This is a genomic window from Pseudomonas sp. LY-1 (genome assembly GCF_053502595.1).
This window is the reverse complement of the sequence record NZ_CP094353.1, coordinates 4,056,459-4,082,015: the sequence shown is the minus strand read 5'-3', so window position 1 is coordinate 4,082,015 and position 25,557 is coordinate 4,056,459. Positions and strand designations below refer to the sequence as shown.

The 25,557-nt window shown below is 62.5% G+C and carries 24 protein-coding genes; 13 read left to right on the top strand and 11 right to left on the bottom strand.

The features are described from left to right. Positions 1–57 precede the first annotated feature (57 nt). Genes moaB through ubiT form a run of 5 tightly spaced genes read left to right on the top strand, consistent with a single transcriptional unit; the run spans position 58 to position 4,208 of the window. Positions 58–612, top strand: a complete 555-nt coding sequence (gene moaB, locus MOQ67_RS18550) for a molybdenum cofactor biosynthesis protein B (RefSeq protein ID WP_046383123.1) — start codon at positions 58–60, stop codon at positions 610–612. Continuing rightward, complete coding sequence (locus tag MOQ67_RS18545) at positions 609–1,841, top strand: molybdopterin molybdotransferase MoeA (RefSeq protein WP_046383124.1); 1,233 nt, start codon at positions 609–611, stop codon at positions 1,839–1,841. The genes moaB and MOQ67_RS18545 overlap by 4 nt, the downstream gene beginning before the upstream one ends. 9 nt (positions 1,842–1,850) lie before the next feature. Continuing rightward, positions 1,851–2,846, top strand: a complete 996-nt coding sequence (gene ubiU / locus MOQ67_RS18540) for a ubiquinone anaerobic biosynthesis protein UbiU (protein WP_017846630.1) — start codon at positions 1,851–1,853, stop codon at positions 2,844–2,846. A 10-nt stretch (positions 2,847–2,856) separates the two neighbouring features. Next, entirely contained in the window at positions 2,857–3,747 is an 891-nt protein-coding gene (locus MOQ67_RS18535; protein WP_046383125.1) for a U32 family peptidase, read from the top strand. Next, a complete protein-coding gene (gene ubiT / locus MOQ67_RS18530; RefSeq protein WP_017846628.1) occupies positions 3,741–4,208 on the top strand; it encodes a ubiquinone anaerobic biosynthesis accessory factor UbiT in 468 nt (155 codons plus the stop codon). The genes MOQ67_RS18535 and ubiT overlap by 7 nt, the downstream gene beginning before the upstream one ends. Positions 4,209–4,257: 49 nt before the next feature. Here the strand turns inward: ubiT and MOQ67_RS18525 are convergent, their stop codons facing one another. The 7 genes from MOQ67_RS18525 to gloB all read right to left on the bottom strand — a co-directional run bounded on the left by MOQ67_RS18525 (position 4,258) and on the right by gloB (position 14,130). Continuing rightward, complete coding sequence (locus tag MOQ67_RS18525; RefSeq protein WP_017846627.1) at positions 4,258–5,862, bottom strand: ABC transporter ATP-binding protein; 1,605 nt, start codon at positions 5,860–5,862, stop codon at positions 4,258–4,260. Between the two features lies 1 nt (position 5,863). After that, a complete protein-coding gene (locus tag MOQ67_RS18520; RefSeq protein WP_017846626.1) occupies positions 5,864–6,883 on the bottom strand; it encodes an ABC transporter permease in 1,020 nt (339 codons plus the stop codon). A gap of 1 nt (position 6,884) precedes the next feature. Continuing rightward, a complete protein-coding gene (locus tag MOQ67_RS18515) occupies positions 6,885–7,958 on the bottom strand; it encodes a microcin C ABC transporter permease YejB (protein ID WP_017846625.1) in 1,074 nt (357 codons plus the stop codon). Further along, entirely contained in the window at positions 7,959–9,791 is a 1,833-nt protein-coding gene (locus tag MOQ67_RS18510) for an extracellular solute-binding protein (RefSeq protein WP_198717958.1), read from the bottom strand. Next, complete coding sequence (locus MOQ67_RS18505; RefSeq protein WP_198717957.1) at positions 9,788–11,617, bottom strand: extracellular solute-binding protein; 1,830 nt, start codon at positions 11,615–11,617, stop codon at positions 9,788–9,790. The genes MOQ67_RS18510 and MOQ67_RS18505 overlap by 4 nt, the downstream gene beginning before the upstream one ends. A 234-nt stretch (positions 11,618–11,851) precedes the next feature. Further along, on the bottom strand, positions 11,852–13,264 hold the full coding sequence (locus MOQ67_RS18500; protein ID WP_026139979.1) for a lytic transglycosylase domain-containing protein: 1,413 nt from the start codon (positions 13,262–13,264) through the stop codon (positions 11,852–11,854). 98 nt (positions 13,265–13,362) lie between these two features. Further along, positions 13,363–14,130 (bottom strand): hydroxyacylglutathione hydrolase, encoded by a 768-nt coding sequence (gloB, locus tag MOQ67_RS18495; RefSeq protein ID WP_017846621.1) that lies wholly within the window; start codon positions 14,128–14,130, stop codon positions 13,363–13,365. 65 nt (positions 14,131–14,195) lie between these two features. Here gloB and MOQ67_RS18490 point away from each other — a divergent pair, with 65 nt between their 5' ends. The 5 genes from MOQ67_RS18490 (at position 14,196) to MOQ67_RS18470 (ending at position 19,353) form a co-directional block, all read left to right on the top strand. Beyond that, on the top strand, positions 14,196–14,954 hold the full coding sequence (locus tag MOQ67_RS18490; RefSeq protein ID WP_017846620.1) for a class I SAM-dependent methyltransferase: 759 nt from the start codon (positions 14,196–14,198) through the stop codon (positions 14,952–14,954). A gap of 87 nt (positions 14,955–15,041) precedes the next feature. Further along, a complete protein-coding gene (rnhA, locus tag MOQ67_RS18485; protein ID WP_017846619.1) occupies positions 15,042–15,494 on the top strand; it encodes a ribonuclease HI in 453 nt (150 codons plus the stop codon). A 70-nt stretch (positions 15,495–15,564) separates the two neighbouring features. Beyond that, positions 15,565–16,305, top strand: a complete 741-nt coding sequence (gene dnaQ, locus MOQ67_RS18480) for a DNA polymerase III subunit epsilon (protein WP_173677823.1) — start codon at positions 15,565–15,567, stop codon at positions 16,303–16,305. Between the two features lie 202 nt (positions 16,306–16,507). Then, positions 16,508–18,763 carry an Orn/Lys/Arg family decarboxylase gene (locus MOQ67_RS18475; RefSeq protein WP_198717956.1) on the top strand — a complete coding sequence of 752 codons (2,256 nt, stop codon included), beginning with the start codon at positions 16,508–16,510 and terminating at the stop codon, positions 18,761–18,763. 20 nt (positions 18,764–18,783) lie between these two features. Continuing rightward, on the top strand, positions 18,784–19,353 hold the full coding sequence (locus MOQ67_RS18470) for a GNAT family N-acetyltransferase (protein WP_046485995.1): 570 nt from the start codon (positions 18,784–18,786) through the stop codon (positions 19,351–19,353). A gap of 5 nt (positions 19,354–19,358) precedes the next feature. Here MOQ67_RS18470 and MOQ67_RS18465 read toward each other — a convergent pair whose 3' ends face one another. Then, on the bottom strand, positions 19,359–20,252 hold the full coding sequence (locus MOQ67_RS18465; RefSeq protein ID WP_017846615.1) for a LysR substrate-binding domain-containing protein: 894 nt from the start codon (positions 20,250–20,252) through the stop codon (positions 19,359–19,361). Positions 20,253–20,403: 151 nt separating this feature from the next. Between MOQ67_RS18465 and gspG the strand changes: the two genes are divergently transcribed. Both gspG and MOQ67_RS18455 read left to right on the top strand, forming a co-directional pair. After that, a complete protein-coding gene (gene gspG, locus MOQ67_RS18460) occupies positions 20,404–20,850 on the top strand; it encodes a type II secretion system major pseudopilin GspG (protein WP_057005423.1) in 447 nt (148 codons plus the stop codon). Between the two features lie 103 nt (positions 20,851–20,953). Continuing rightward, on the top strand, positions 20,954–21,298 hold the full coding sequence (locus tag MOQ67_RS18455) for a hypothetical protein (protein ID WP_017846613.1): 345 nt from the start codon (positions 20,954–20,956) through the stop codon (positions 21,296–21,298). Between the two features lie 63 nt (positions 21,299–21,361). Here MOQ67_RS18455 and MOQ67_RS18450 read toward each other — a convergent pair whose 3' ends face one another. After that, positions 21,362–21,598 (bottom strand): hypothetical protein, encoded by a 237-nt coding sequence (locus MOQ67_RS18450; RefSeq protein ID WP_046383133.1) that lies wholly within the window; start codon positions 21,596–21,598, stop codon positions 21,362–21,364. 227 nt (positions 21,599–21,825) lie between these two features. Between MOQ67_RS18450 and MOQ67_RS18445 the strand changes: the two genes are divergently transcribed. Beyond that, complete coding sequence (locus MOQ67_RS18445) at positions 21,826–22,383, top strand: NADPH-dependent FMN reductase (RefSeq protein WP_017846611.1); 558 nt, start codon at positions 21,826–21,828, stop codon at positions 22,381–22,383. Positions 22,384–22,487: 104 nt separating this feature from the next. Here the strand turns inward: MOQ67_RS18445 and poxB are convergent, their stop codons facing one another. Together poxB and MOQ67_RS18435 are read right to left on the bottom strand one after the other, a co-directional pair. Then, entirely contained in the window at positions 22,488–24,212 is a 1,725-nt protein-coding gene (gene poxB, locus MOQ67_RS18440; RefSeq protein WP_046485992.1) for a ubiquinone-dependent pyruvate dehydrogenase, read from the bottom strand. A gap of 77 nt (positions 24,213–24,289) precedes the next feature. Continuing rightward, complete coding sequence (locus MOQ67_RS18435) at positions 24,290–25,513, bottom strand: NADH:flavin oxidoreductase/NADH oxidase family protein (protein WP_046485990.1); 1,224 nt, start codon at positions 25,511–25,513, stop codon at positions 24,290–24,292. Between the last annotated feature and the right edge of the window lie 44 nt (positions 25,514–25,557).

The window sequence follows — 25,557 nt, the reverse complement described above, 5'->3', positions numbered from 1 at the left end:
CTGCGCCCGTTGCGGCGCAGGCTGAGCGCATCTTTTTACCTGCCTGGAGCCTTGATCATGGCCCATTTGACCCAACGCAGTTTTGTCTCCCTGAACATCGCCGTACTGACCATCAGCGACACCCGCACCTTTGACACCGATACCTCCGGGCAGACCCTGGTAGAGCGCCTTGAAGGTGCCGGCCATGTGCTGATCGACCGTGGCCTGGTGATGGACGATATCTACCAGATCCGCGCCCGTGTTTCGCAGTGGATCGCCGACCCTCAGGTGCAAGTGATCCTGATGACCGGCGGCACCGGCTTCACCGCTCGCGACAACACGCCGCAAGCGGTGTTGCCGCTGCTGGATAAACAAGTGGACGGGTTCGGCGAGCTGTTCCGCCAGGTGTCCCTGGCGGAAATCGGCATGTCCACCTTGCAGTCCCGCGCCCTGGCGGGCATGAGCAATGGCGTGCTGGTGTGCTGCATGCCTGGTTCGCCCGGCGCGTGCCGTACCGCCTGGGACCAGATTCTGCTCAGTCAATTGGACAGCCGCACCGGCCCGTGCAACTTCGTTGCGCACCTCAAGCCTCAGTTCGAACAAGCGCTCAGCGCCTGCGAGGCGCGGTCATGAACACCCGCGTGTGCGACAGCGGGCAATTGATGCCGGTGGACGAGGCGATCGAGCAACTGCTGGCGCAGGCGCCACCTGCGCCGCCCACCGAAGTCATCCCCCTCGGCCAGGCCGCAGGTCGGGTGATCGCCGAAGAACTGTTTTCACCTCTCGACCTGCCGTGCTGGGACAACAGCGCTATGGACGGCTACGCCCTGCGCGCCGCCGATGTGCCGGAGCAGGGCGGCTACTTGGTGCTGGCCGGGCGGATTGCTGCCGGGCACAGCAGCGATGAGCTTTTACAGGCCGGGCAGACAGTACGGATTTTCACCGGTGCGCCGCTGCCGCCCGGCGCCGACAGCGTGGTGCCCCAGGAGCGTTGCCGCGTCTACGGCCAGCGTATCTGGTGCCCGCCGCTGCGCCTGGGCGAACATGTGCGCAAGCGCGGTGAAGAAATGCAGCGCGGGCAACGCCTGTTGCGTGTCGGCCAGCGCCTGCGCGCCCAGGAAGTCGGCCTGCTGGCGTCGGCCGGCATTCCGTGGGTCAAGGTCTATCGACCCCTGCGCGTGTGCCTGCTGAGCAGCGGCGATGAACTGCGCGAGCCGGGCGAGTCGCTGGCGCCGGGGCAGATCTACAACAGCAACCGCCACCTGGTGACCGCGTTATTGCGCGGTTGGGGCGTGGAGGTGCTCGACTACGGGGTGATGGCCGACGCGTTGGCCGCCAGCCGCGACGCGTTGATCCTCGCGTCGTCCGAATGCGACCTGCTGCTGACCACCGGCGGCGTGTCGGTGGGCGAGGAGGATCATCTCAAACAAGCTATCCAGGAACTCGGTCGCGTGGATTTCTGGCGCCTGGCGATCCAGCCCGGCAAGCCCCTGGCGTTTGGCGAAGTGGCGGGCAAACCGTGGATCGGCCTGCCCGGCAACCCGTCTGCCGCGCTGATCACTGCGTTGGTGGTGGTGCGCCCGTTCCTGTTGCGCGCCCAGGGCGTCGAGCGCGTGTTGCCGGTGCCGGTCCAGGTGCCGGCCGGTTTTGAATGGCCTACCCCCAACAAGCGCCGCCAGTACCTGCGCGCGCGCTTGAGCCCCGGCGCGGATGGGCAATTGCGCGCCGTCCTGCACCCCCAGCAAAGCTCGGCGATGCTCACCGCCGCCTGCTGGGCCGATGGCCTGGTGATTGTCGAGCGCGAGCAACTGCTGCTCAAGGATGCACCGGTGCCTTTCTTGTCTTTCGCCGAGTTTCAATGAGGAGTCTCCATGCAACTGGTCTGCCCGGCAGGCAACCTGCCTGCGCTGAAAGCCGCGGTGCGCCAAGGCGCCGATGCGGTGTATGTCGGTTTTCGCGATGACACCAATGCCCGGCATTTCGCCGGGCTGAACATGGACGACAAGCAGTTCGACGCCGCCGTCGCCCATATCCGCCAGCACCAGCGCAAGCTGTATGTGGCGGTCAATACCTACCCGCAACCGAAGATCTGGTCACGCTGGCAACGCGCCGTCGACCGTGCGGCCGATCATGGCGTGGATGCGCTGATCGCCGGCGACCCGGGTGTGCTCGGCTATGCTGCCGCGCACCATCCGCAGATGGCGTTGCACTTGTCGGTGCAGGGCTCCGCCACCCATGCGGCGGCGCTGAAGTTCTACGTCGAACGTTATGGCATCCGCCGTGCGGTGCTGCCGCGGGTGCTGTCGCTGGCCCAGGTCAAACAGGTGGCGGCGAGCAGCGTGGTGCCGATCGAAGTGTTCGGCTTCGGCAGCCTGTGCATCATGGCCGAAGGGCGTTGCCACTTGTCGTCGTATATCACCGGTGAGTCGCCCAACCTGTGCGGCGTGTGCTCGCCGGCCAAGGCGGTGCGCTGGAGCGACGACGCCGATGGCCTCAGCGCGCGCCTCAGTGAAGTGCTGATCGACCGCTACACCCCGGAGGAACCGGCCGGCTACCCGACCTTGTGCAAAGGCCGCTTCCTGGTCGGCGGCAAGCGCTTCCATGCCCTCGAAGAACCGACCAGCCTCGACACCCTGGACCTGTTGCCCGAACTCAGCGCCATCGGCGTGGAGGCGGTGAAGATCGAAGGCCGGCAACGCAGCCCGGCCTATGTGGAACAAGTCACCCGAGTCTGGCGCGCCGCCCTCGACGCCCACCGCAGCGCCCCGGCCAATTTTGTGGTCAAGGACCAGTGGCGCCAGGTGCTGGCCGGACTTTCCGAAGGCAGCCAGACCACCCTGGGTGCTTACCATCGCGCATGGCAATGAGGAAACACAGATGAAGCTCAGCCTGGGACCGGTGCTGTTTTATTGGGATAAGGAACACTTGGGGCGCTTCTATTCAGACATGGCCGGCTTGCCCCTGGACGTGATTTACCTGGGGGAAACCGTGTGCTCCAAACGCCGCGCGTTTTCCCTGGATCAATGGTTGGGCCTGGGCCGCGAGTTGCAGTCGTGCAGCTCGGCGCAGATCGTGCTGTCGAGCCTGACCTTGATCGAAGCCGCCTCTGAACTGTCGAGCCTGCGCCGCCTGTGCGACAACGGCGAGGTGCTGGTCGAGGCCAACGACATGGGCGCGGTGCAGTTGCTGATCGAGCGCAAGTTGCCTTTTGTCGGCGGCCCGGCGCTCAACCTGTACAACGGCCACGCCCTGGCGCAATTGCTCGATGCGGGCATGCAGCGCTGGGTGCCGCCGGTGGAGTGCTCGCAAAGCCTGATCGCCGATGTGCTGGAACAGGTGCGCGAACTCGGCCGGCCGCTGCCCGAAGTGGAGATCTTCGCCTATGGGCATTTGCCCCTGGCGTACTCGGCCCGTTGCTTCACCGCCCGCGCGGAAAACCGGCCCAAGGACGATTGCCAGTTCTGTTGCATCAACTACCCCGACGGCATGGCCCTGACCAGCCAGGAAGGGCAACCGTTGTTCACCTTGAACGGGATTCAGACGATGTCGGCCGATGTCACCAACCTGCTCGCCGATTACCCCGGCCTGGTCGCGTGTGGCGCTGACCTGTTGCGCCTGAGCCCACGCGCCGAAGGGATGGTCGGCGTGGTCCAGGCGTTCGACCAGGTGCGCCAGGGCGCGATGCCGCCGTTGTGCGTCGACGGCTGCAACGGTTACTGGCATGGCCAGGCCGGCATGCTGCGGGTCGAGGAGGTGGGCCTGTGTTGAGTCGCAAACAATGGCTGCTCAAGGGCGCCGATCGCTTGTTGCCGCTGGTGCGCCACGTGCCGTTCCGGGTGCAGCGCCTGGCCTTGCAGCAAGGCCTCAACCGCTGCCTGGCCGAGCCGTTGCGCGACGGTGGCTTCGACCTGCTGCGCGGGCGCTGGATGTGCCTGCGCATCCCCGACCTTGGGCTGTGCTGGTACCTGACGCTGGCGCGGGATGGCTTGCGCATCGCTGAAAAAGCCGAGGCCCAGGTGACCATCAGTGGTAACTGGCGCGAGTTCTTGTTGCTGGCCAGTCGCCAGGAAGATCCAGACACCTTGTTCTTCCGGCGTCGCTTGGTGATTGAAGGCGACACGGAGTTGGGGCTGGGCTTGAAGAACCTGATCGACAGCCTGGACCCGGACGTATTGCCGGGCTGGTTGTGGCGCAACCTGGAGCGGGCCGGGCGCGGGCTGGCGGCCTGAGGCGAGCGACCTATCCTTTCGCGCTGAACGGATAGGTCACGGCCCTGGGCTAAGGCGTCGGCACCAGAAACGCCGCCTCCAGCAACTGCCGGGTATAGGCATGCTGCGGGTTGGCGAAAATCGCCGGCGCGTCGCCCTGTTCCACCACCTGCCCATGCTTGACCACCATCAACTGGTGACTCAACGCTTTGACCACCGCCAGGTCATGGCTGATGAACAGATAGGTCAGGTTGTACTTGGCCTGCAAACCGCGCAGCAATTCCACCACTTGGCGCTGCACCGTGCGGTCGAGCGCCGAGGTCGGTTCGTCGAGCAGAATCAGGCGTGGCTTGAGCACCAGGGCGCGGGCAATGGCGATGCGTTGGCGCTGGCCGCCGGAGAACTCGTGGGGGTAGCGATGCCGCGACTGCGGGTCGAGGCCGACTTCCTTGAGCGCTGCGATAATCGCCGCTTCCTGCTCCGCCGGGCTGCCCATCTTGTGAATGCGCAGGCCTTCGCCGACGATCTCACTGACGCACATGCGCGGGCTGAGGCTGCCGAACGGGTCCTGGAACACCACCTGCATTTCCCGGCGCAACGGGCGCACCTGTTGCTGGCTCAGGCGGTCGAGTTGCTGGCCTTCGAAGCGAATCCCACCTTTGCTCGCGATCAGGCGCAGGATCGCCAGGCCGAGGGTGGACTTGCCCGAGCCGCTTTCGCCGACGATGCCCAGGGTTTGTCCCTGGGGCAGGCTGAAGTTGATGCCGTCCACCGCCTTGACGTAATCGACGGTGTTGCGCAAAAAGCCTTTCTTGATCGCAAACCAGACTTTCAAGTCGTCCACTTCCAGCAACGGTGGCCCGACGGCGGTGGCGGCCGGCCCGCCGCTGGGTTCGGCGGCGAGCAGCTCCTGAGTGTAAGGGTGCTGCGGCGACTGGAACAAGGTTTCGCAATCGGCTTGCTCGACGATGCAACCCTGTTGCATCACGCACACACGGTGGGCAATGCGCCGCACCAGGTTCAAGTCGTGGCTGATCAGCAGCAACGCCATGCCCAGGCGCGCCTGCAGTTCCTTGAGCAGCTCGAGGATCTTCAACTGCACCGTCACGTCGAGGGCGGTGGTCGGTTCGTCGGCGATCAACAGCTCCGGCTCGTTGGCCAGGGCCATGGCGATCATCACCCGTTGGCGCTGGCCGCCGGACAGTTCGTGGGGCAGCGCCTTGAGGCGTTTATGCGGCTCGGGAATGCCCACCAGTTCGAGCAACTCGAGGGTGCGCCGGGTCGCGACTTTGCCGGTCAGCCCTTTATGCAGGCCGAGCACTTCGTTGATCTGCTTCTCGATGCAGTGCAGCGGGTTCAACGAGGTCATCGGCTCCTGGAAGATCATCGCAATGCGGTTGCCGCGAATATGCCGGATGGTTTTTTCGTTGAGGGTCAGCAGGTCCTGGCCGACGTATTCGATGGTGCCGGCGGGGTGCCGCGCCAAGGGGTAGGGCAGCAGGCGCAGGATCGAGTGGGCGGTCACCGATTTGCCGGAGCCGCTTTCGCCGACCAGCGCCAGGGTTTCGCCGCGCTTGATGTCGAAGCTGACGTGGTTCACCACGCGGTGGTGATGCTCGCCGGTGACGAACTCGACGCAGAGGTCGCGGACTTCGATCAGATTGTCCTGATTCATCTCATTTCCTCGGGTCGAAGGCATCGCGAGCGGACTCGCCGATAAACACCAGCAAACTCAACATGATCGCCAGCACGGCAAAGGCACTCATGCCCAGCCACGGCGCTTGCAGGTTGGATTTGCCCTGGGCCACCAGTTCCCCCAGCGACGGCGAACCCGCCGGCAGGCCGAAGCCGAGGAAGTCCAGGGCGGTCAGGGTGCCGATGGCGCCGGTGAGGATGAACGGCATGAAGGTCATGGTCGAGACCATGGCATTGGGCAGGATATGGCGGAACATGATCGCGCCGTTCTGCATGCCCAGCGCCCTGGCCGCGCGCACGTATTCCAGGTTGCGCCCGCGCAGGAACTCGGCGCGGACCACGTCCACCAGGCTCATCCACGAGAACAGCAGCATGATCCCCAGCAGCCACCAGAAGTTGGGCTGCACGAAACTGGCGAGGATGATCAGCAGGTACAGCACCGGCAAGCCCGACCAGATCTCCAGGAAGCGTTGCCCGGCCAGGTCGACCCAGCCGCCATAGAAGCCCTGCAGGGCCCCGGCGATCACGCCGATGATCGAGCTGAGCACGGTCAGGGTCAGGGCAAACAGCACCGACACGCGAAAGCCATAGATCACCCGCGCCAAGACGTCGCGGCCCTGGTCGTCGGTGCCCAGCAGGTTGACCGAAGACGGCGGCGCGGGGGCTGGCACCTTCAGGTCGTAGTTGATGCTCTGATAGCTGAACGGGATCGGCGCCCACAGCGTCCACGCGCCCTTGGCCTTGAGCAGCTCCTGGATATACGGGCTCTTGTAGTTGGCCTCCAGGGGGAACTCGCCGCCGAAGGTGGTTTCCGGGTAGCGTTTGAGCGCCGGGAAATACCAGTCGCCGTCGTAATGCACCACCAGCGGTTTGTCGTTGGCGATCAGCTCGGCGCCCAGGCTCAGGCCGAACAGGATCAGGAACAGCCACAGCGACCACCAGCCACGTTTGTTTGCCTTGAACCGCTCGAACCGGCGGCGATTGAGGGGGGATAGATTCATCTCAATGCTCCCGGCTGGCGAAGTCGATACGCGGATCGACCAGGGTGTAGGTGAGGTCACCGATCAGCTTCACCACCAGCCCGAGCAGGGTGAAGATAAACAGCGTGCCGAACACCACCGGGTAGTCGCGGTTGATCGCGGCTTCAAAGCTCATCAGGCCGAGGCCGTCGAGGGAGAAGATCACTTCCACCAGCAGCGAGCCGGTGAAGAAGATCCCGATGAACGCCGAGGGGAAACCGGCGATCACCAGCAGCATGGCGTTGCGGAACACATGGCCGTAGAGCACGCGGTGGTTGGTCAGGCCCTTGGCCTTGGCGGTGACCACGTACTGTTTGTTGATCTCGTCGAGAAAGCTGTTTTTGGTCAGCAGGGTCATGGTCGCGAAGTTGCCGATCACCAGCGCGGTGATGGGCAAGGCCAGGTGCCAGAAGTAGTCGAGGATCTTGCCGCCCCAGCTCAGCTCATCGAAATTGTTGGAGGTCAGCCCGCGCAAGGGGAACCAGTCGAAGTAACTGCCGCCGGCAAACACCACGATCAGCAGGATCGCGAACAGGAACGCCGGGATCGCGTAGCCGACGATGATCGCCGAGCTGGTCCATACGTCGAAGTGGCTGCCGTGTCGCGTGGCCTTGGCGATCCCCAGCGGGATCGAGACCAGGTACATGATCAGCGTGCTCCACAGCCCGAGGGAGATCGACACCGGCATCTTTTCCTTGATCAGGTCGATGACCTTGGCGTCGCGAAAGAAGCTGTCGCCGAAATCCAGCCGGGCGTAGTTCTTGACCATGATCCACAAGCGTTCCGGTGCCGACTTGTCGAAACCGTACATGGTTTCGATTTCCTTGATCAGCGCCGGGTCCAGGCCTTGGGCGCCACGGTAGCTGGAGCCGGCCACCGCGACTTCGGCGCCGCCGCCGGCAATGCGGCTGGTGGCGCCTTCGAAGCCTTCGAGCTTGGCGATCATCTGCTCCACCGGGCCACCCGGGGCGGCCTGGATGATGACGAAGTTGATCAGCAGAATCCCGAACAGCGTGGGGATGATCAGCAACAGGCGGCGAATGATATAGGCCAGCATTTAATCGCCTCCGCTCGCCGGGTCGGCGCTCGTGTCCAGGGTGGTGGCAGGTTTGACGTCGGGTTTGGCCCACCAGGTGGCGGTGCCGACGTCATAACGCGGTGGCACTTTGGGATGACCGAGATGGTCCCAGTACGCCACGCGGAAGGTCTTGATGTGCCAGTTGGGGATCACGTAGTAGCCAAATTGCAACACGCGATCCAGGGCCTTGGCATGGGCGATCAGGCTTTTGCGCGAGTCGGCGTCGATCAGTTCTTCGACCAGTTGGTCGACGGCCGGGTCCTTGAGGCCCATGTAGTTGCGGCTGCCGGGCTTGTCGGCACTGGAGGATTTCCAGAATTCGCGTTGTTCATTACCCGGCGAGGTGGACTGCGGGAAGCTGCCCACCAGCATGTCGAAATCCCGCGAGCGCAGGCGATTGACGAATTGCGAGACGTCGACCCGGCGAATCACCAGGTCGATGCCCAGGTCTGCCAGGTTGCGCTTGAAGGGCAGCAGGATGCGTTCGAACTCGGTCTGCGCCAGCAAAAATTCAATGCTCACCGGTTTGCCGGTGGCGTCGACCATCTTGTCGTCGACGATGCGCCAGCCGGCTTCCTGCAACAGCTGGTAGGCCTCGCGCTGCTGGGTGCGGATCATGCCGCTGCCGTCGGTCTTGGACGGTTCGAAGGCCTGGGTGAAGACTTCGGCGGGGATCTTGTCGCGCAGCGGTTCGAGGATCGCCAGTTCGTCCGGGCCGGGCAGGCCGGTGGCGGCCATCTCCGAGTTCTCGAAGTAGCTGCGGGTGCGGGTGTAGGCGCCGTTGAACAGCTGCTTGTTGCTCCATTCGAAATCCAGCAACAGGCTGATGGCCTTGCGCACGCGCACGTCCTGGAACATCGGCTTGCGTGTGTTGAACACGAAACCCTGCATGCCGGTGGGGTTGCCGTTGGGGATCTCTTCCTTGACCAGGCGCCCCTCGGCCACCGCCGGAATGTTGTAGGCGTTGGCCCAGTTCTTCGCGCTGAACTCCAGCCAGTAGTCGAACTGCCCGGCCTTCAACGCTTCCAGGGCTACCGTGCTGTCACGGTAATAGTCGGTGATGCGCTGATCGAAGTTGTAGAAACCTTGGGTGACCGGCAGGTCCTTGGCCCAGTAGTCCTTGACCCGCTCGTAGCGGATCATGCGCCCGGCCTTGACCTCGGCGACCTTGTACGGCCCGCTGCCCAGCGGGATTTCCAGGTTGCCCTTGGTGAAGTCGCGGGTGGCCCACCAATGTTTGGGCAATACCGGCAGTTGCCCGAGGATCAGCGGCAATTCGCGGTTGTTGGTGCGCTTGAATTTGAACAGCACCCGCAGCGGGTCTTCGGCGACCACTTCGTCGACGTCGGCGTAGTAAGTGCGGTAGAGCGGCGAGCCTTCCTTCATCAGCATCTGGAAGGTGAACACCACGTCTTCGGCGTGGATCGGGTGGCCATCGTGGAAGCGTGCTTCGGGGCGCAGGTAGAAGCGCACCCAGCTGTTGTCCGGGGCTTTTTCGATCTTGCCGGCCACCAGGCCGTATTCGGTGATGGGTTCGTCCAGGCTCTGCATGGCCAGGGTGTCGTAGATCAGGCTGATATTGTCCGCCGGCACGCCCTTGCTGATGTAGGGGTTGAGGCTGTCGAAACCACCCATGCTCGACTCGCGAAAGGTGCCGCCCTTGGGGGCATCGGGGTTGACGTAGTCGAAGTGCTTGAAGCTGGCGGGGTACTTGGGTGGCTCGTCGTAGAGGGTCAGCGCATGTTGCGGGGCGGCGTTGGCCGCCGTGCAGAGCAACAGACTGCCGAGCAGTGCCGTACGCAAAGACATCATTGGGCTTTCTCCGAAGCTTTCAGCCACCACGCGCTCAGGCCCAGGCTGTAGGGCGGCGTGGTGACAAAGGCGAACCGGTTGCGGTAGGCCAGGCGATGATAGTTGAGGTACCAGTTGGGAATGCTGTAGTGCTGCCACAGCAGGACCCGGTCCAGGGCCCGGCCGGCGGCCAGTTGTTCGTCGCGGGTGTGTGCCGCCAGCAGTTGTTCGAGCAGGCGGTCGACCACCGGGTTGGCGATGCCGGCGTAGTTCTTGCTGCCCTTGATCGCCGCCTGGCTGGAGTGGAAGTACTGCCACTGCTCAAGGCCGGGGCTGAGGGTCTGGTTGAGGGTCATCAGGATCATGTCGAAGTCGAACTGATCGAGGCGTTGTTTGTACTGCGCCCGGTCGACCGTGCGCAGGCGCGCGTCGATACCGACACTGTTCAGGTTTTCCACGTAGGGCTGCAGGATGCGCTCCAGGTTCGGGTTGACCAGCAGGATCTCGAAGCGCAGCGGTTGCCCGTCCTTGTTGAGCAGGCGCTGCCCGGACAGCTTCCAGCCGCCTTCGCCGAGCAGGGCCAGGGCACGGCGCAAGGTCTCGCGAGGGATGCCGTGCCCGTCGGTCCGGGGCAGGCTGAACGGTTGGGTATAGAGATTGGCCGGCAGTTGGTCGCGGTAGGGCGAGAGCATCAACCATTCATGGCCGACCGGGACGCCGGTCGCCGAAAATTCGCTGTTGGGGTAATAGCTCAAGGTGCGTTTATAGGCGTTGCTGAACAGGGTGCGGTTGGTCCATTCAAAGTCGAACATCAGCCCCAGGGCTTCACGCACCTTGGCCTGGCTGAAGGTCGGGCGCCGCGTGTTCATGAACAGGCCCTGGCTTTGGGTCGGGATCTGGTGGGCGATCTGCGCCTTGATCACGTCGCCGCGGCTGACCGCCGGGAAGTCATAGCCATTCGCCCAGTTTTTGGCCTGATGCTCGATATAGATATCGAACTCGCCGGCCTTGAAGGCTTCGAAGGCGACGTCGCTGTCGCGGTAGAACTCCACTTCGACCTTGTCGTAGTTATAGAAACCCTGGTTGACCGGCAGGTCCTTGCCCCAATAGTCCTTGACCCGCTCGAACACCAGTTGCCGGCCCGGGGTGACCTTGCTGAGGCGATAGGGCCCGCTGCCCAGCGGTGGTTCGAAGGTGGTGGCCTTGAAGTCGCGGTTTTTCCAGTAATGCTGGGGCAGCACTGGCAGTTCGCCCAGGCGCAGGATCAGCAACGGGTTGCCGGCGCGCTTGAACACAAAACGGATACGGTGGCGGTTGAGGACGTCGACCCGCGCGACTTCCTGCAGGTTGGTGCGGTACTGCGGATGACCTTCGGTCAGCAGGGTGCGATAGGAAAACGCCACGTCATACGCGGTGATCGGCTTGCCATCGTGAAAGCGCGCTTCCGGGCGCAGGTTGAACACCACCCAGCTGCGGTCCTCGCTGTACTCCACCGATTGGGCAATCAGCCCGTAGCTGGACGTCGGCTCATCGCCGGACGGCGCGTACTGGCCGGTGCCGACCATCAACGGTTCGTTCAGCTCATTGACGCCGTATTGCAGGAAGTTCGGTGTGGAAACCGGGCTCGAACCCTTGAAGGTATAAGGGTTGAGGGTGTCGAACGTGCCAAACGCCATGACCCGCAACGTCCCGCCTTTCGGCGCTGCAGGGTTTACCCAATCGAAGTGGGTGAATTTGGTCGGGTACTTGAGCGTGCCGAACTGCGCATAACCGTGGCTTTCGGTAATCGTCGCGTGCGCAGCAAAGCTCAAGGCCAGACTTATTAGTAGAAGGAGGGGACGCGTCAAGTCAGAGATCCGATCCAGGCAGCTTGGGCTTTATGATCGGTACAGTAACAGCTTGTTCCGGTTGGAAAAAGGCTGTTGGGAAGGGTGGCAGGAGGCTGGCGAGGTATTGAGCGGCGTAGAGATCAAATGTGGGAGCTGGCTTGCCTGCGATGGCATCACCCTGATGTAACTGATACACCTCGGTGTCTGCATCGCAGGCAAGCCAGCTCACACAGGAGCGCGCTTGCCTGCGGTTTATCTTGGCCCGGAAACCACCAGCATCTGCCCAGGCTTGAGCGCCATGCCAGTGCGTGGGTTCCAGCGCTTGAGATGTTGCATCTCGACGTTGAAACGCTTGGCGACGATATACAGCGAGTCGCCTTTCTTGACCTTGTACTGCACCGGCTTCTTGCTGTCGGCCTTGGCCACCAGCTTGCGCGTGTCCTGCATCACCAGGGTCTGGCCGACCTTGAGTGCCTGGCCGTTGAGCTTGTTCCAGCGCTGCAGGTCATGCACGTCGACCTTGTTGGCCTTGGCGATCAGCGTCAGGTTGTCGCCGTTGCGCACTTTGTAGCTACGGCTGCGACCGGCCACGGATTTGCTCTCGACTTCGTCGAAAACCGGCTTTTTAGGGCGTAATGCCAGCAATTCTTCAGGCTTCATCGCCGAAAGGCTGCTGGTCAGCAGTTGTGCCTTGGAGCTGGGCACCAGCAAATGCTGGGGACCGTCCAGGGTGGTGCGTTGTTTCAGCGCCGGGTTGAGCTGGAACAGTTCGTCTTCGTCGATCTCGGCCAGCGCGGCGACCCGTGACAGGTCCATGCTTTGCTTGACTTCAACCATTTTGAAGTACGGCGTGTTGGCAATCGGGTTCAGGTTGATGCCGTAGGCCTCGGGGGCCAGCACCACCTGGGACAGCGCCAGGAACTTGGGCACGTAGTCCTTGGTTTCCTGGGGCAGGGGCAGGTTCCAGTAGTCGGTCGGCAGGCCGAGCTTCTCATTGCGTTCGATCGCCCGGCTTACCGTGCCTTCGCCGGCGTTATACGCGGCCAGGGCCAGCAGCCAGTCGCCGTTGAACATGTCATGCAGACGTGTCAGATAGTCCAGGGCGGCGGTGGTGGACGCGGTGATATCGCGACGACCGTCGTAGGCGCGGGTCTGGCGCAGGTTGAAGTAGCGCCCGGTGGAGGGAATGAACTGCCACAAGCCGACGGCATCGCTGCGCGAATAGGCCATTGGGTTGTAGGCACTTTCAATCACTGGCAGCAGCGCCAGCTCCAGGGGCATGTTGCGTTCTTCAAGGCGTTCGACGATGTAATGAATGTAGAGGCTGCCGCGTTCGCCGGCGTTCTCCAGGAAGGACGGGTTGCTGGCGAACCACAGGCGTTGTTGCTCGATACGCGGGTTGACGCCGAGACCGTCTTGCAATTGAAAGCCCCGACGCATGCGTTCCCAGACATCCTGGGGCGCTTCGGGGCTCGGCTTCTCTGAGAGCCAAATAGGTTTTTGCTTGATCTTGGCAGCAAGATTCGGTTTGGGTTGCACGGTGGATTGTGCAGCGAAATTTGTTGATTGGCAGCCCGCCAGAGTTGCGGAGACAGCCACCGCCACGGCTTGAGCCAGGCGGGTCAATGCGTCTGAATGATTGGATTTACGAGTAGATGACGACATTGGCTGGAAGTAAGTTCCGGGCAAAAATGTCGGGCGATTCTAGAAAGCGCTTTGGTTCCGGTCAACCATTCAGAAATTACGTATCAGATTGCGTCACGTTAGAACTTATCTTTCCAAGCCCTCAAGCTAGCAAATACCTCGTCCCCAGAGCGGTTGTCGCGGCCGTTCCGTTCGTCCGCTTTTTGTTTAACGGATGTTTCAGCGGTACGCAGGAACGGGTTGGTGCGTTTTTCCAGGGCCAGGTTGGACGGCAGCGTGATCTCGCCACGGGCGCGCAGTCGGTTGACGTTTTCCACCCGTTCGGCGATATCGGCGTTGTCCGGTTCCACTGCCTGGGCAAACCTGAGATTGCTCTGTGTATATTCATGGGTGCAGTACACCCGCGTGTCGGCGGGCAGGGCGGCCAGGCGTTGCAGCGAGGCATGCATTTGTGCCGGCGTGCCTTCGAACAGGCGGCCGCAACCGCCGGCGAAGAGCGTGTCGCCGCAGAACAGCACGCCTGGGTGGTAAAAGGCGATATGGCCGAGGGTGTGGCCGGGTACGGCGTACACCGCGAAGTCCCAGCCGAGCACGCTGATGCGCTGGTTGTCCTGCAGGGCAACGTCCCGCGCCGGGATCGTTTCGTGGGCCGGACCGTAGACCGTGGCGCCGCTCACGCGTTTCAGCGCTTCGACGCCGCCCACATGATCATGGTGATGGTGGGTGACGAGAATGTCGCTGAGCGTCCACCCCGGGTTCTGCTTGAGCCAGGCCAGCACGGGGGCGGCATCGCCGGGGTCGACCACGGCGCAGCGGCGGGACTGGGGTTCCTGTAACAACCAGATGTAGTTATCGGTGAAGGCGGGCAGGGCACTGATCTGTATCATTCTTCGATTCGCCAAGCTGAACACATTGGTGCATCTTAGAACGTCTAGGCGAGTTGGAGAATGCAATGACTGATAAAGCGTTCGCCCAGGCCGATCCTGAATGGCTGGCCCTGATCAGCGCGGCCCGTGACTGGCTGTCCGGGCCGATCGGGCAATTTTTGCTGGATGAAGAACGGCGCATGCTCGAAGACGAGCTGGGCCGGTTCTTTGGCGGTTACCTGGTGCATTACGGCCCGTCGGCCCAGACGCCGCCGTCCGCGCCGCAGGTGCAACGCAATGTGCGCCTGGGCGCGCCGTTGCCGGGGGTGGAGATCGTCTGCGAAGAGCAGGCCTGGCCGTTGAGCGAGCACGCCGCCGATGTGGTGGTGCTGCAGCATGGCCTGGATTTCTGCCTGTCACCCCATGGTTTGTTGCGCGAAGCCGCCAGCAGCGTGCGTCCAGGTGGCCATTTGCTGATTGTCGGTATCAACCCCTGGAGCAGCTGGGGCCTGCGCCATGTGTTCGCCCATGACGGCCTGCGCCAGGCCCGTTGCATTTCGCCGTCGCGGGTGGGGGACTGGCTGAACCTGCTGGGCTTCGCGCTGGAGAAACGCCGCTTCGGGTGCTATCGTCCGCCGCTGGCGTCGACCAAGTGGCAGGCCCGTCTGGCCGGCTGGGAGCGTCGGGCGGGGGCTTGGCAACTGTCGGGTGGCGGCTTCTATTTACTGGTCGCACGCAAGATCGTGGTCGGGCTGCGGCCGGTGCGTCAGGTGCTACGCCAACCCATGGGCAAGCTGGTGCCGATGCCGATGGCCAAGGTCAACCGCAAGCAAAGCCAACCGTAGAACCCTCTTTTTGATTTCAGGCCGGATCAGTCGGCCTCGGGATACTGCCGGCCTAAGCCCGGCAACCCGTTTTGATGGATGTAACCGATGACCGATAGCGTTGAACTCTTCACCGATGGCGCCTGTAAAGGCAACCCTGGCCCCGGCGGCTGGGGCGCCTTGCTGGTGTGCAAGGGCGTGGAGAAGGAACTGTGGGGCGGCGAAGCCAACACCACCAACAACCGCATGGAGCTGATGGGCGCCATTCGCGGCCTCGAAGAGCTCAAGCGGCGTTGCGACGTGCTGCTGGTGACCGACTCGCAATATGTGATGAAGGGTATCAACGAGTGGATGGTCAACTGGAAGAAGCGCGGCTGGAAGACGGCGGCCAAAGAGCCGGTCAAGAACGCCGACCTGTGGCAACTGCTCGATGAGCAATGCAACCGCCATAACATCACCTGGAAATGGGTGCGCGGGCACATCGGCCACCATGGCAATGAGCGTGCCGACCAGTTGGCCAACCGTGGCGTCGACGAAGTGCGGGGCTACAAGCAGGGCTGATGCCGGCTGACGTGTTAAGATTGCGCCCCTTGAAATACACCACACCGTTGAGAGCTGAACCCTGATGGCCATCCGATCTGTTGTACTCGATACCGAAACCACCGGCATGCCGGTGACCGATGGTCACCGGATCATTGAAATCGGCTGTGTCGAACTCATGGGCCGTCGCCTTACCGGTCGTCACTTCCACGTTTACCTGCAACCGGACCGCGAAAGTGACGAGGGCGCGATCGGCGTCCACGGTATCACCGACGAATTCCTCAAAGGCAAGCCGCGCTTCGCGGAAGTCGCCGACGAGTTCTTCGAGTTCATCAACGGCGCGCAGTTGATCATCCATAACGCGGCGTTCGACGTCGGCTTCATCAATAACGAATTTGCCCTGATGGGGCAGACGGATCGCGCGGATATTTCCCGGCACTGCTCGATCCTCGACACCTTGATGATGGCCCGTGAGCGTCACCCGGGCCAGCGCAACAGCCTGGATGCCTTGTGCAAACGCTATGGCGTCGACAACTCCGGCCGTGAGCTGCACGGCGCGTTGCTCGACTCCGAGATCCTAGCCGACGTTTACCTGACCATGACCGGCGGGCAGACCAGCCTGTCCCTGGCCGGCAATGCCTCCGACGGTGCCGGTTCGGCGGAGGGTTCGGGCAATCGCCCTTCGGAAATCCGTCGCCTGCCGGCGGATCGCAAACCGACGCCGATCATCCGCGCCAGCGAGCAGGACCTGGCCGAGCATGCGGCGCGGCTTGAAGCGATTGCCAAGTCGGCGGGTGCGCCGGCGTTGTGGACCCAACTGACCCAGCAATAATCTGGCTGAGCGCAGTCAAACAATGTGGGAGGGGGCTTGCTCCCGATAGCGGTGGATCTGTGGCATCAATGTCGACTGGCCCGCCACTATCGGGAGCAAGCTCCCTCCCACATTGGTGAGTCGCTGCTTTCAAAATCTTCATTCGCTACATCCGCTCACAGCTTCTACCCTGAGTGCATCATCCTCAGGACTCAAAGCCCCCATGTACAAAGACCTGAAGTTCCCCATCCTTATCGTGCATCGCGACATCAAGGCCGACACCGTTGCCGGCGACCGGGTTCGGGGTATCGCTCAAGAGTTGGAACAAGAGGGCTTCAGTATCTTTTCTGCGGTGGACTATGCCGAAGGCCGGCTGGTGGCCTCGACCCACCATGGCCTGGCCTGCATGCTGATCGCCGCCGAAGGTGCTGGGGAAAACACCCATCTGCTGCAAAACATGGTCGAACTGATCCGCCTGGCGCGGCTGAGGGCGCCCAACCTGCCGATTTTCGCCCTGGGTGAACAAGTCACCCTGGAAAACGCCCCGGCCGATGCGATGAGCGAACTCAACCAACTGCGCGGCATTCTTTACCTGTTCGAAGACACCGTGCCGTTTCTCGCCAGGCAAGTCGCCCGCGCCGCGCGCACGTACCTTGATGGCCTGCTGCCGCCCTTCTTCAAAGCCCTGGTACAACACACCGCCGACTCCAATTATTCCTGGCACACCCCCGGTCACGGTGGCGGCGTGGCCTATCGCAAAAGCCCGGTGGGGCAGGCGTTTCATCAGTTCTTCGGGGAAAACACGCTGCGCTCCGACCTGTCCGTGTCTGTGCCGGAGCTGGGCTCGCTGCTCGATCACACCGGGCCGCTGGCCGAAGCCGAAGCGCGTGCTGCGCGGAATTTCGGTGCCGATCACACCTTCTTTGTGATCAATGGCACCTCGACCGCCAACAAAATCGTCTGGCACTCGATGGTCGCTCGAGATGATCTGGTGCTGGTCGACCGCAATTGCCACAAATCGGTGTTGCACTCGATCATCATGACCGGCGCGATCCCGCTGTACTTGTGCCCGGAGCGCAACGAACTGGGCATTATCGGCCCGATTCCCCTCAGTGAATTCAGCCCCGCGTCGATCCGCGCCAAGATCGAGGCCAGCCCATTGACCTGCGGGCGGCCGGCGAAAGTGAAGCTGGCGGTGGTCACCAACTCCACCTACGACGGCCTGTGCTACAACGCCGAGCTGATCAAGCAGCAATTGGGCAACAGTGTCGAGGTGCTGCACTTCGACGAGGCCTGGTACGCCTACGCGGCGTTCCACGAGTTCTTTGCCGGGCGCTATGGCATGGGCACGTCGCGCACGCCGGACAGCCCGCTGGTGTTCACCACGCATTCCACGCACAAGTTGCTGGCGGCATTCAGCCAGGCCTCGATGATCCATGTGCAGGACGGCGGCGCGCGGCAGTTGGACCGCGATCGGTTCAACGAAGCGTTCATGATGCATATCTCCACCTCGCCGCAATACAGCATCATCGCCTCGCTGGACGTGGCGTCGGCGATGATGGAAGGCCCGGCGGGGCGCTCGCTGCTGCAGGAAATGTTCGACGAAGCCTTGAGCTTCCGCCGTGCCCTGGCCAACCTGCGCCAGCACATCGCCGCCGAAGACTGGTGGTTTTCCATCTGGCAGCCGCCGTCCGTGGCTGGCATCGACCGGGTCGCCACGGCGGATTGGCTGTTGCAGCCCGAGGATGACTGGCATGGCTTTGGCGACGTGGCCGAAGATTACGTGCTGCTGGACCCCATCAAAGTCACGTTGGTGATGCCCGGGCTCACTGCCGGCGGTGCGTTGAGCGACTGCGGGATTCCCGCTGCGGTGGTCAGCAAATTCCTCTGGGAGCGTGGCCTGGTGGTGGAAAAAACCGGCCTGTATTCGTTCCTCGTGCTGTTTTCCATGGGCATCACCAAGGGCAAATGGAGTACCTTGCTCACCGAATTGCTGGAATTCAAACGCAACTACGACGCCAATGTCAGCCTTGCCAGTTGCCTGCCTTCGGTATTTGCCCAGGGCCCAGTGCGTTATCAAGGCCTGGGGCTGCGCGACCTGTGCGACCAATTACATAGCTGTTACCGTAGCAACGCCACCGCCAAACACCTCAAGCGGATGTACACCGTGTTGCCCGACATCGCGATGAAACCGGCCGACGCCTATGACCAATTGGTCAGGGGTGACGTCGAGGCGGTGTCCATCGATGCCTTGGCTGGGCGCATCGCCGCGGTGATGCTGGTGCCTTATCCGCCGGGCATTCCGTTGATCATGCCGGGTGAGCGCTTTACCGAGTCAACGCGTTCGATCATCGACTACCTGGCCTTTGCCCGCACGTTCGATAGCAGTTTCCCCGGCTTTGTCGCGGATGTTCATGGGTTGCAACACGAAGACGACGGCAGTGGTCGTTGTTACACCGTCGATTGCATCAAGGGATAAGGATGTTTATGCAAGCTGTAATGAACCCGAAGTATCCAGGGCTCAGTGTGCGGGTCGCCGACGAAGGCTTCGACGCCTACGTGTGGGGCAATGATTTCAGTTTTGAGGTCAGCGCCTATGGCGTGCCGGAGCTGGGCAAGCGGGTCGAACAGTGGCTCGTGGAGCGCATCCTGCCGTACCGCAAGTGCTACGGCATCGACCCGGAGGAGTTCGCCAGCTTTCGCGACGCGCCCGACAGCGCGATCTTCATGGCCTTTCTGGACGACAGACCGGTCGGGCATGTCGTGGTCAGTACCAATTGGAATGGCTTCGCGCACGTCGATGAGCTGGCCGTGGCGTTGCCCGCGCGCCGTCACGGCGTGGCCAAGGCGCTGCTGGACGTGGCGCAGTTCTGGAGTCGCAAGAAAAACCTGCCGGGCATGATGTTGGAGACCCAGAACAACAACCTCGGCGCCTGCCGCCTGTATGAGCGTTGTGGGTATGTGGTGGGCGGGATCGACCACCTGCGCTATCGCGGGATCGACCCGCAAACCCGTGAGGTGGCGATTTTCTGGTATCGCTTGTTCAAGACGGAAGTCGAGGCGGTCTGACGCGTTCAGCTCGCGAGCAGGCCTTCGGCTTTCTGCGTGACAATCTCCAGCAGTGCATTCAGTGCCGGTGAGGTCACGCCCTCCCGGAGGGTCAGCGCATACAGGCTGACCATGATCGGCGGCGATACCGGGCACGCGTCCAGCCCGGCCTCCCGGGCGCCGAACGCAGTGAACGGATCGACGATCGCCAGGCCTTCACCGGCCTCCACCATGCTGCGCATCATCTGGTAAGTCTGCACCCGCGTCTGCACCACCGGCAGCGGGCGCAGGGCTTGCAGCTTGGCGTCGAGCAGGCGACTGAGCGGGTCCTGGCCCTCCAGCCCGATCATCGACTGCCCGGCCAGGTCCTGCAGGGCGATGTACTTCTGCTTGGGTTTGAGCCAGCCATGGGGCGCGAGCAGTTGCAGTTTGCCCTGGGCCAATACGCTGCTTTGGATTTGCGGATGTTCCGGGTCATGCAGGCTCAGGCCCACGTCGGCCTCGTGCAGCAACAGGCTCCTGACGATCTCGCGGGTCGGCTGGCTCGACAGGTTGCACGGCGTGTCCTGGAAGCGTCGGCGCAGCACGGCGATGCTTTGCGGCAGCAGTTGATTGGCCAGGGGCGGCGTACACAGGGCACGCAGAGTTGGCGCGTGATGGTGCTTCAGGCGGCTGGCCAAGCGTTGTACCGGCTCCAGCGCTTCATACACATGGGCGATTTGCGCCTGTAACTCCAGGGTTTCCCGTGTTGGCTGCAGGCGTCCACGCACGCTGGCGAACAACATAAAGCCCAATTGCTGCTCGGCGTCCTTGAGCGTCGCGTCCACATCGCCCACAGAAAGCTGCAACCATTCGGCGGCCGTGCCGAGGTGTCCGGTCTGCAAGATGGCCTGAATCACTTCGATATGACGTAAACGCATGGCCGGAGTCTAGGGTCAGCAGGGCCGGGATTCAATGGCCTGGAAAAAAACAGCGGGAGCGTTGATTCGCATCGACTTACGTTAGCCTTGCGCAACTGCAACAAGCAGGGCATATAACGAGCGTATCAACCGAGCGACAAGGGAGCTCAGAATGTCTGCACCAGTCATAGTCGGCAACCGGCGCACCCACGGCGGCTTTACGCGGTGGGCGGTGCTGGTGGTACTCGTCGTCATCGGCGTGTTGGCCCTGGCATTATGGCCGCGGCTGTTTGGCGAGATGACCCTGACGGAAATCGCTACGGCCAAGGCCCAGGTCGCCGAGCTGGGCAAGGCCGTCGAGCACTTCCATCAAGACACTGGCCGCTATCCGACCGATGAGGAAGGCCTGGAGGGGTTGATCAAGCCGCCCGCCGCCGACGCGAATTGGAAAGGCCCCTATGTCAACGAGGAGCTGCTGACCGATCCGTGGGGCGTTGCCTATCAGTATCACTTTCCGCCGAGCCAACCTCAGGTTCCGTTCGACCTGTTCTCCTTCGGCAAGGATCGGACGTTGGGCGGTGTCGGGGATAACAAGGATATTACCTACGGCGACAACTGATTCATCTGGCATTACCCATCGACCTGTTTAGAATGGTTGGTCTGATCATCAACGACCAATGCCGGTTACCCGGTACTTACAACAAAAACAGGTCTGGTCTCAAATGCCGATGCCCGCGAACTTCTTCGGGGTAACGGCCAGGCAACTGCTGGTCCTGGTGACCGTGGGAGGCGTGGCCGCTTATCTCTTGAGCAATCCCGACGACACTACGTCCGAAAACCTCGCACTCGATGCGTTCATCCGTTCCCAGGAACAGGTGGGCGCGCAGGTGGGTGCGGTGTTGGGCATCACGCTGGTCAGGCAGGTGGTGGCGTATCCCGCGTATGGTACGCCGGGCTACAAGCGCTTGATGTATGACGTCGAGGGCGAGAAGGGGCGACTGATGGTCACGCTCAAACAGGTTGAGGGAGACCCGGGGATTGAAGTGACGGAGGTTCGCCGCCCGTGATCGCCCGGCCCAGTCAATGCCGTCAATGGCCAGGACTGAGCAGGTACGCTCGGGGGCTCAAGCTTATTGCGCGCGGACGGTTTCCGATTCGCGGACGATAATGGTCCCGGACTGAATCAATTTGAATTCATCGCCTTCCAGTTTTTCTACACGGTCGCCAATGGCCAGCTTGTAGGTTGTGGTGGGCGCCGAGCCAGCCAGGCCGTCTAGCGGCGGGGTGGATTCCTGGAACTCATGCACCGAATACACGCGTCCTTCTGCGTCTCTGGCATGGAACTGTCCGACAAGTACTGCTGCCATCTGTTTAGAACCTCTGGAGATAAACACTCAATTTGCGGTTCTGTAGACCGTCATGGAGCGGGGTAGTTTACCTATGGAAAAAAAATACTATTCGTTGATGTTTTCAGACGCTTCCTACGCGGGTGGTCGCGAGGCAGACGCCGGGGGAATTATCAAAACCTTCTGGTGAACGCGTCGCGAAGGCTCTATAACTACAAGCTCCTTTAGTCAGACGTCGGGAAACCTCAATGAGCAAGGTCTACACGATTGCCGTCCTGGTGGGCAGCTTGAGAAAAGAGTCGATCAACCGCAAGGTCGCCCTGGCATTGGCCGAACTGGCCCCCGCCAACCTCACATTGAACATTGTCGAAATTGGCGATTTGCCGCTCTACAACGAGGACATCGACGGGGCATCACCGCCCGCAGCCTACAGTACTTTCCGTCAACAAGTGCGTTCATCCGACGCAGTGCTGTTCGTGACCCCCGAATACAACCGCTCCGTGCCCGCCCCGCTGAAGAATGCCATCGATGTGGGCTCGCGCCCTTACGGGCAAAGCGCCTGGAGCGGCAAGCCGGGGGCGATTATCAGTGTGTCGCCGGGGGCTGTCGGCGGCTTTGGCGCCAACCACCATCTGCGCCAGTCCCTGGTGTTCCTCGACGTGCCGTGCATGCAGCAGCCGGAAGCCTACCTGGGCGGCGCGGGCAGTGTGTTCGACGAGGCGGGCAAGCTGTCGGAGAAAACCAAGCCGTTCCTGCAGGCGTTTATCGATGCCTACGGCAAGTGGGTAGAAAAACAGCACGGCTGATCGCCGATGTGGAAACGGGCTGGCTCGCGATGGCGATGTATCAGTTGAAGATGCATGCACTGAAGCCGCGCAATCGCGGGCAAGCCCGTCAGCCTGTGTTCACATCAGCGTAACCAGTTGGTGCGCGCCAGCTCGATCACTTCATCCCCGCGCCCGCTCATCACTGCCTTGAGCATGTACAGGCTGAAACCCTTGGCCTGTTCCAGCTTGATACTGGGTGGCATCACCAGCTCCTGGGTCGCCGTCACCACGTCCACCAGCACCGGGCCGTCATGGGCCAGGGCGCGGCGCAGGGCCGGTTCGAGGTCTTCGGATTGCTCCACGCGAATGCCCAGGATGCCCATGGCGTTGGACATGGCGGCGAAGTCCGGGTTTTTCAGCTCGGTGCCGGCCTCAAGGTAGCCGGCGGCTTTCATTTCCATGGCGACAAAACCGAGTGATGCGTTATCGAACACGATGACCTTCACCGGCAGTTTCAACTGCGCCAACGAAATGAAATCCCCCATCAACATGGTAAAACCGCCGTCGCCGGACATTGAGATCACCTGTCGCCCGGGGAAAGCCGCCTGGGCACCGATGGCCTGGGGCATGGCGTTGGCCATCGAGCCGTGGTTGAACGAGCCGATCAAGCGCCGTTTGCCGTTCATTTTCAGGTAGCGCGCCGCCCACACGGTGGGCGAGCCGACGTCGGCGGTGAAGATCGCATCGTCGTCGGCCAGTTCACTGAGCAGGCGCGCCACGTATTGCGGGTGAATCGGCCGGTTGGCCTTCGACGCTTGCGCCAGGTCATCGAGGCCCTGGCGGGCTTTCTCGTAGTGTTTCAAGGACGTTTCGAGGAAGCTGCGGTCGGCCTTGCGGGTCAGGCGCGGCAGCAGTGCGTCGAGCGTCTCGCTCACGTCAGCGGCGATGCCCAGGTCCAGGGTGGCACGTCGACCCAGCGCCTGGGGGTTGCGATCGATCTGGATGATCTTCGCGTCGGTGGGGTAGAACTGGCGGTACGGAAAGTCGGTGCCGAGCATGATCAGCGTGTCGCAATTGAGCATGGCGTGGTAACCGGAGCTGAAACCGATCAGGCCGGTCATGCCCACGTCGAACGGGTTGTCCCATTCCACGTGCTCCTTGCCGCGCAAGGCGTGTACCACCGGCGCGCCCAAGGCATCGGCCAGGGCCACCACTTGGGCATGGGCGCCAGCGCAACCGCTGCCGCACAGCAAGGTGACTTTCTGGCTGCTGTCGAGGATTTCGCTGAGGCGTTGCAGGTCCTGTTCCGCCGGCAGGGTGCGCGGCGCATGCAGGGCCGGCCAGGGTTTGAGCGTGTCTTCCACTTCCAGCAGCGACACATCCCCGGGGATCACCACCACCGCCACGCCGCGATTGAGGATTGCCGCGCGCATGGCGCGATGCAGCACTTGGGGCATCTGCTCGGGGTTGGTCACCAGTTCGATGAAGTGGCTGCACTCTTTGAACAGTTCCTGGGGATGGGTTTCCTGGAAGTAGTTCAAACCGATTTCGGAAGACGGGATTTGTGCGGCGATGGCCAACACCGGTACATGGTTGCGATGGCAGTCGAACAGGCCGTTGATCAAATGCAGATTCCCCGGCCCGCAACTGCCGGCGCACACCGCCAACTCGCCGGTGGCGGCGGCTTCGGCACCGGCGGCGAACGCGGCGACCTCTTCGTGGCGCACATGCATCCACTCGATGCTGTCCATGGTGCGCAGTGCGTCGGTGAGGCCATTGAGGCTGTCGCCGGTCAGGCCCCAGATGCGCTTGATGCCCGCCTGTTCAAGGGTGGTTGCCAATTGCTGGGCCAGGTTGATTTTCGCCATGAAGAACTCCAATCGTCAGTGAGGTTAAAAGTGGCTGATCAATAGAGGACAGTTCGATCACGGCGAATGCTCCGTGCTTAATGTGAAGATTGCGTCATGGTTGCGCGGTATTGGCGAGTGCGCCGGGCGATAAACCATTGATCGCGGACCAGTGCCATGCACGGCGCAACCTTGGGATTGGGGCGATGGCCGCGGCTCAGGCAACGCATCTGGTGACGCACCACGGCGAGGGCGGCGAGGGGCTTGCGCTGCCAACTGATCGATGTGAGTTGCGGGTTGGGGTCGCGACCTTCGCGCCAGTGTTTGATCAGTTGCGGTTCCAGGGTCAGGGCGGTGGCGATACCGGCCATGGCGATGCCGCTGTCGAGGACTTGCTGCACCACCGGCAAGCGGCGAATGCCACCGGTGACCATCACCGGCATGTTTGCGAGGGTCGCCAGTTCGCGGGCCATTTCCAGGAAATACGCTTCGCGGGCCAGGGTCCGCCCGTCCCGGGCTTCGCCCTGCATGGCCGGTGCTTCGTAGCTGCCGCCGGACAGCTCCAGCAGGTCGATGGGCAGGGCATTGAGCAGCTCAATCACGGCGCGCGCGTCGTCCGCGTCGAAGCCGCCGCGCTGGAAGTCTGCCGAGTTGAGTTTCACCCCCACGCAAAACGAGGGGCTGACACTGGCGCGAACGGCCTTGATCACTTCAATCAGCAAGCGTGCGCGGTTCTGCAGCGAGCCGCCCCAGTGATCGGTGCGCCGGTTACTCAAGGGCGAGAGAAACTGGCTGAGCAAATAGCCATGCGCTGCGTGGATCTGCACGCCTGTAAACCCGGCTTTCTCGGCCAGGCGCGCGCTGGTGGCAAAGCGCGTGATCACGTTCTGGATCTCGTCTTCGGACATAGCCCTGGGCTTGGCGAACATCTTCGAAAAAATACCCAGGTCGAGGGCCACGGCGGACGGCGCCAAGGCTTGCTGGCGCAGGTTGGCCGGCGTCTGGCGCCCCGGATGATTGAGCTGCACCCAGAAGTGCCCGCCGTTGTTGCGTCCGACGGCGGCCCATTCGCGAAAGCTGTCCAGTGACCGCTCGTCCTCCAGCGCAACGCCGCCGGGGCCGGTCATGGCGCGGCGGTCGATCATCACGTTACCGGTCAGCAGCAAGCCGGGCTCGCCATCCGCCCAGGCCTGGTACAACTGCTTCAATTCACGGGACGGCGCTTGTTGGGCGTCGGCCATATTCTCCTCCATCGCAGCCTTGGCGATACGGTTGACAAGGACTTGGCCGTTGGGCAGTTGCAAGGGTTCGAAAGGTGACATGGTTGACTCCTGAGCGGGGGAGGCCTCAGGCTAAGCTTAAAGTT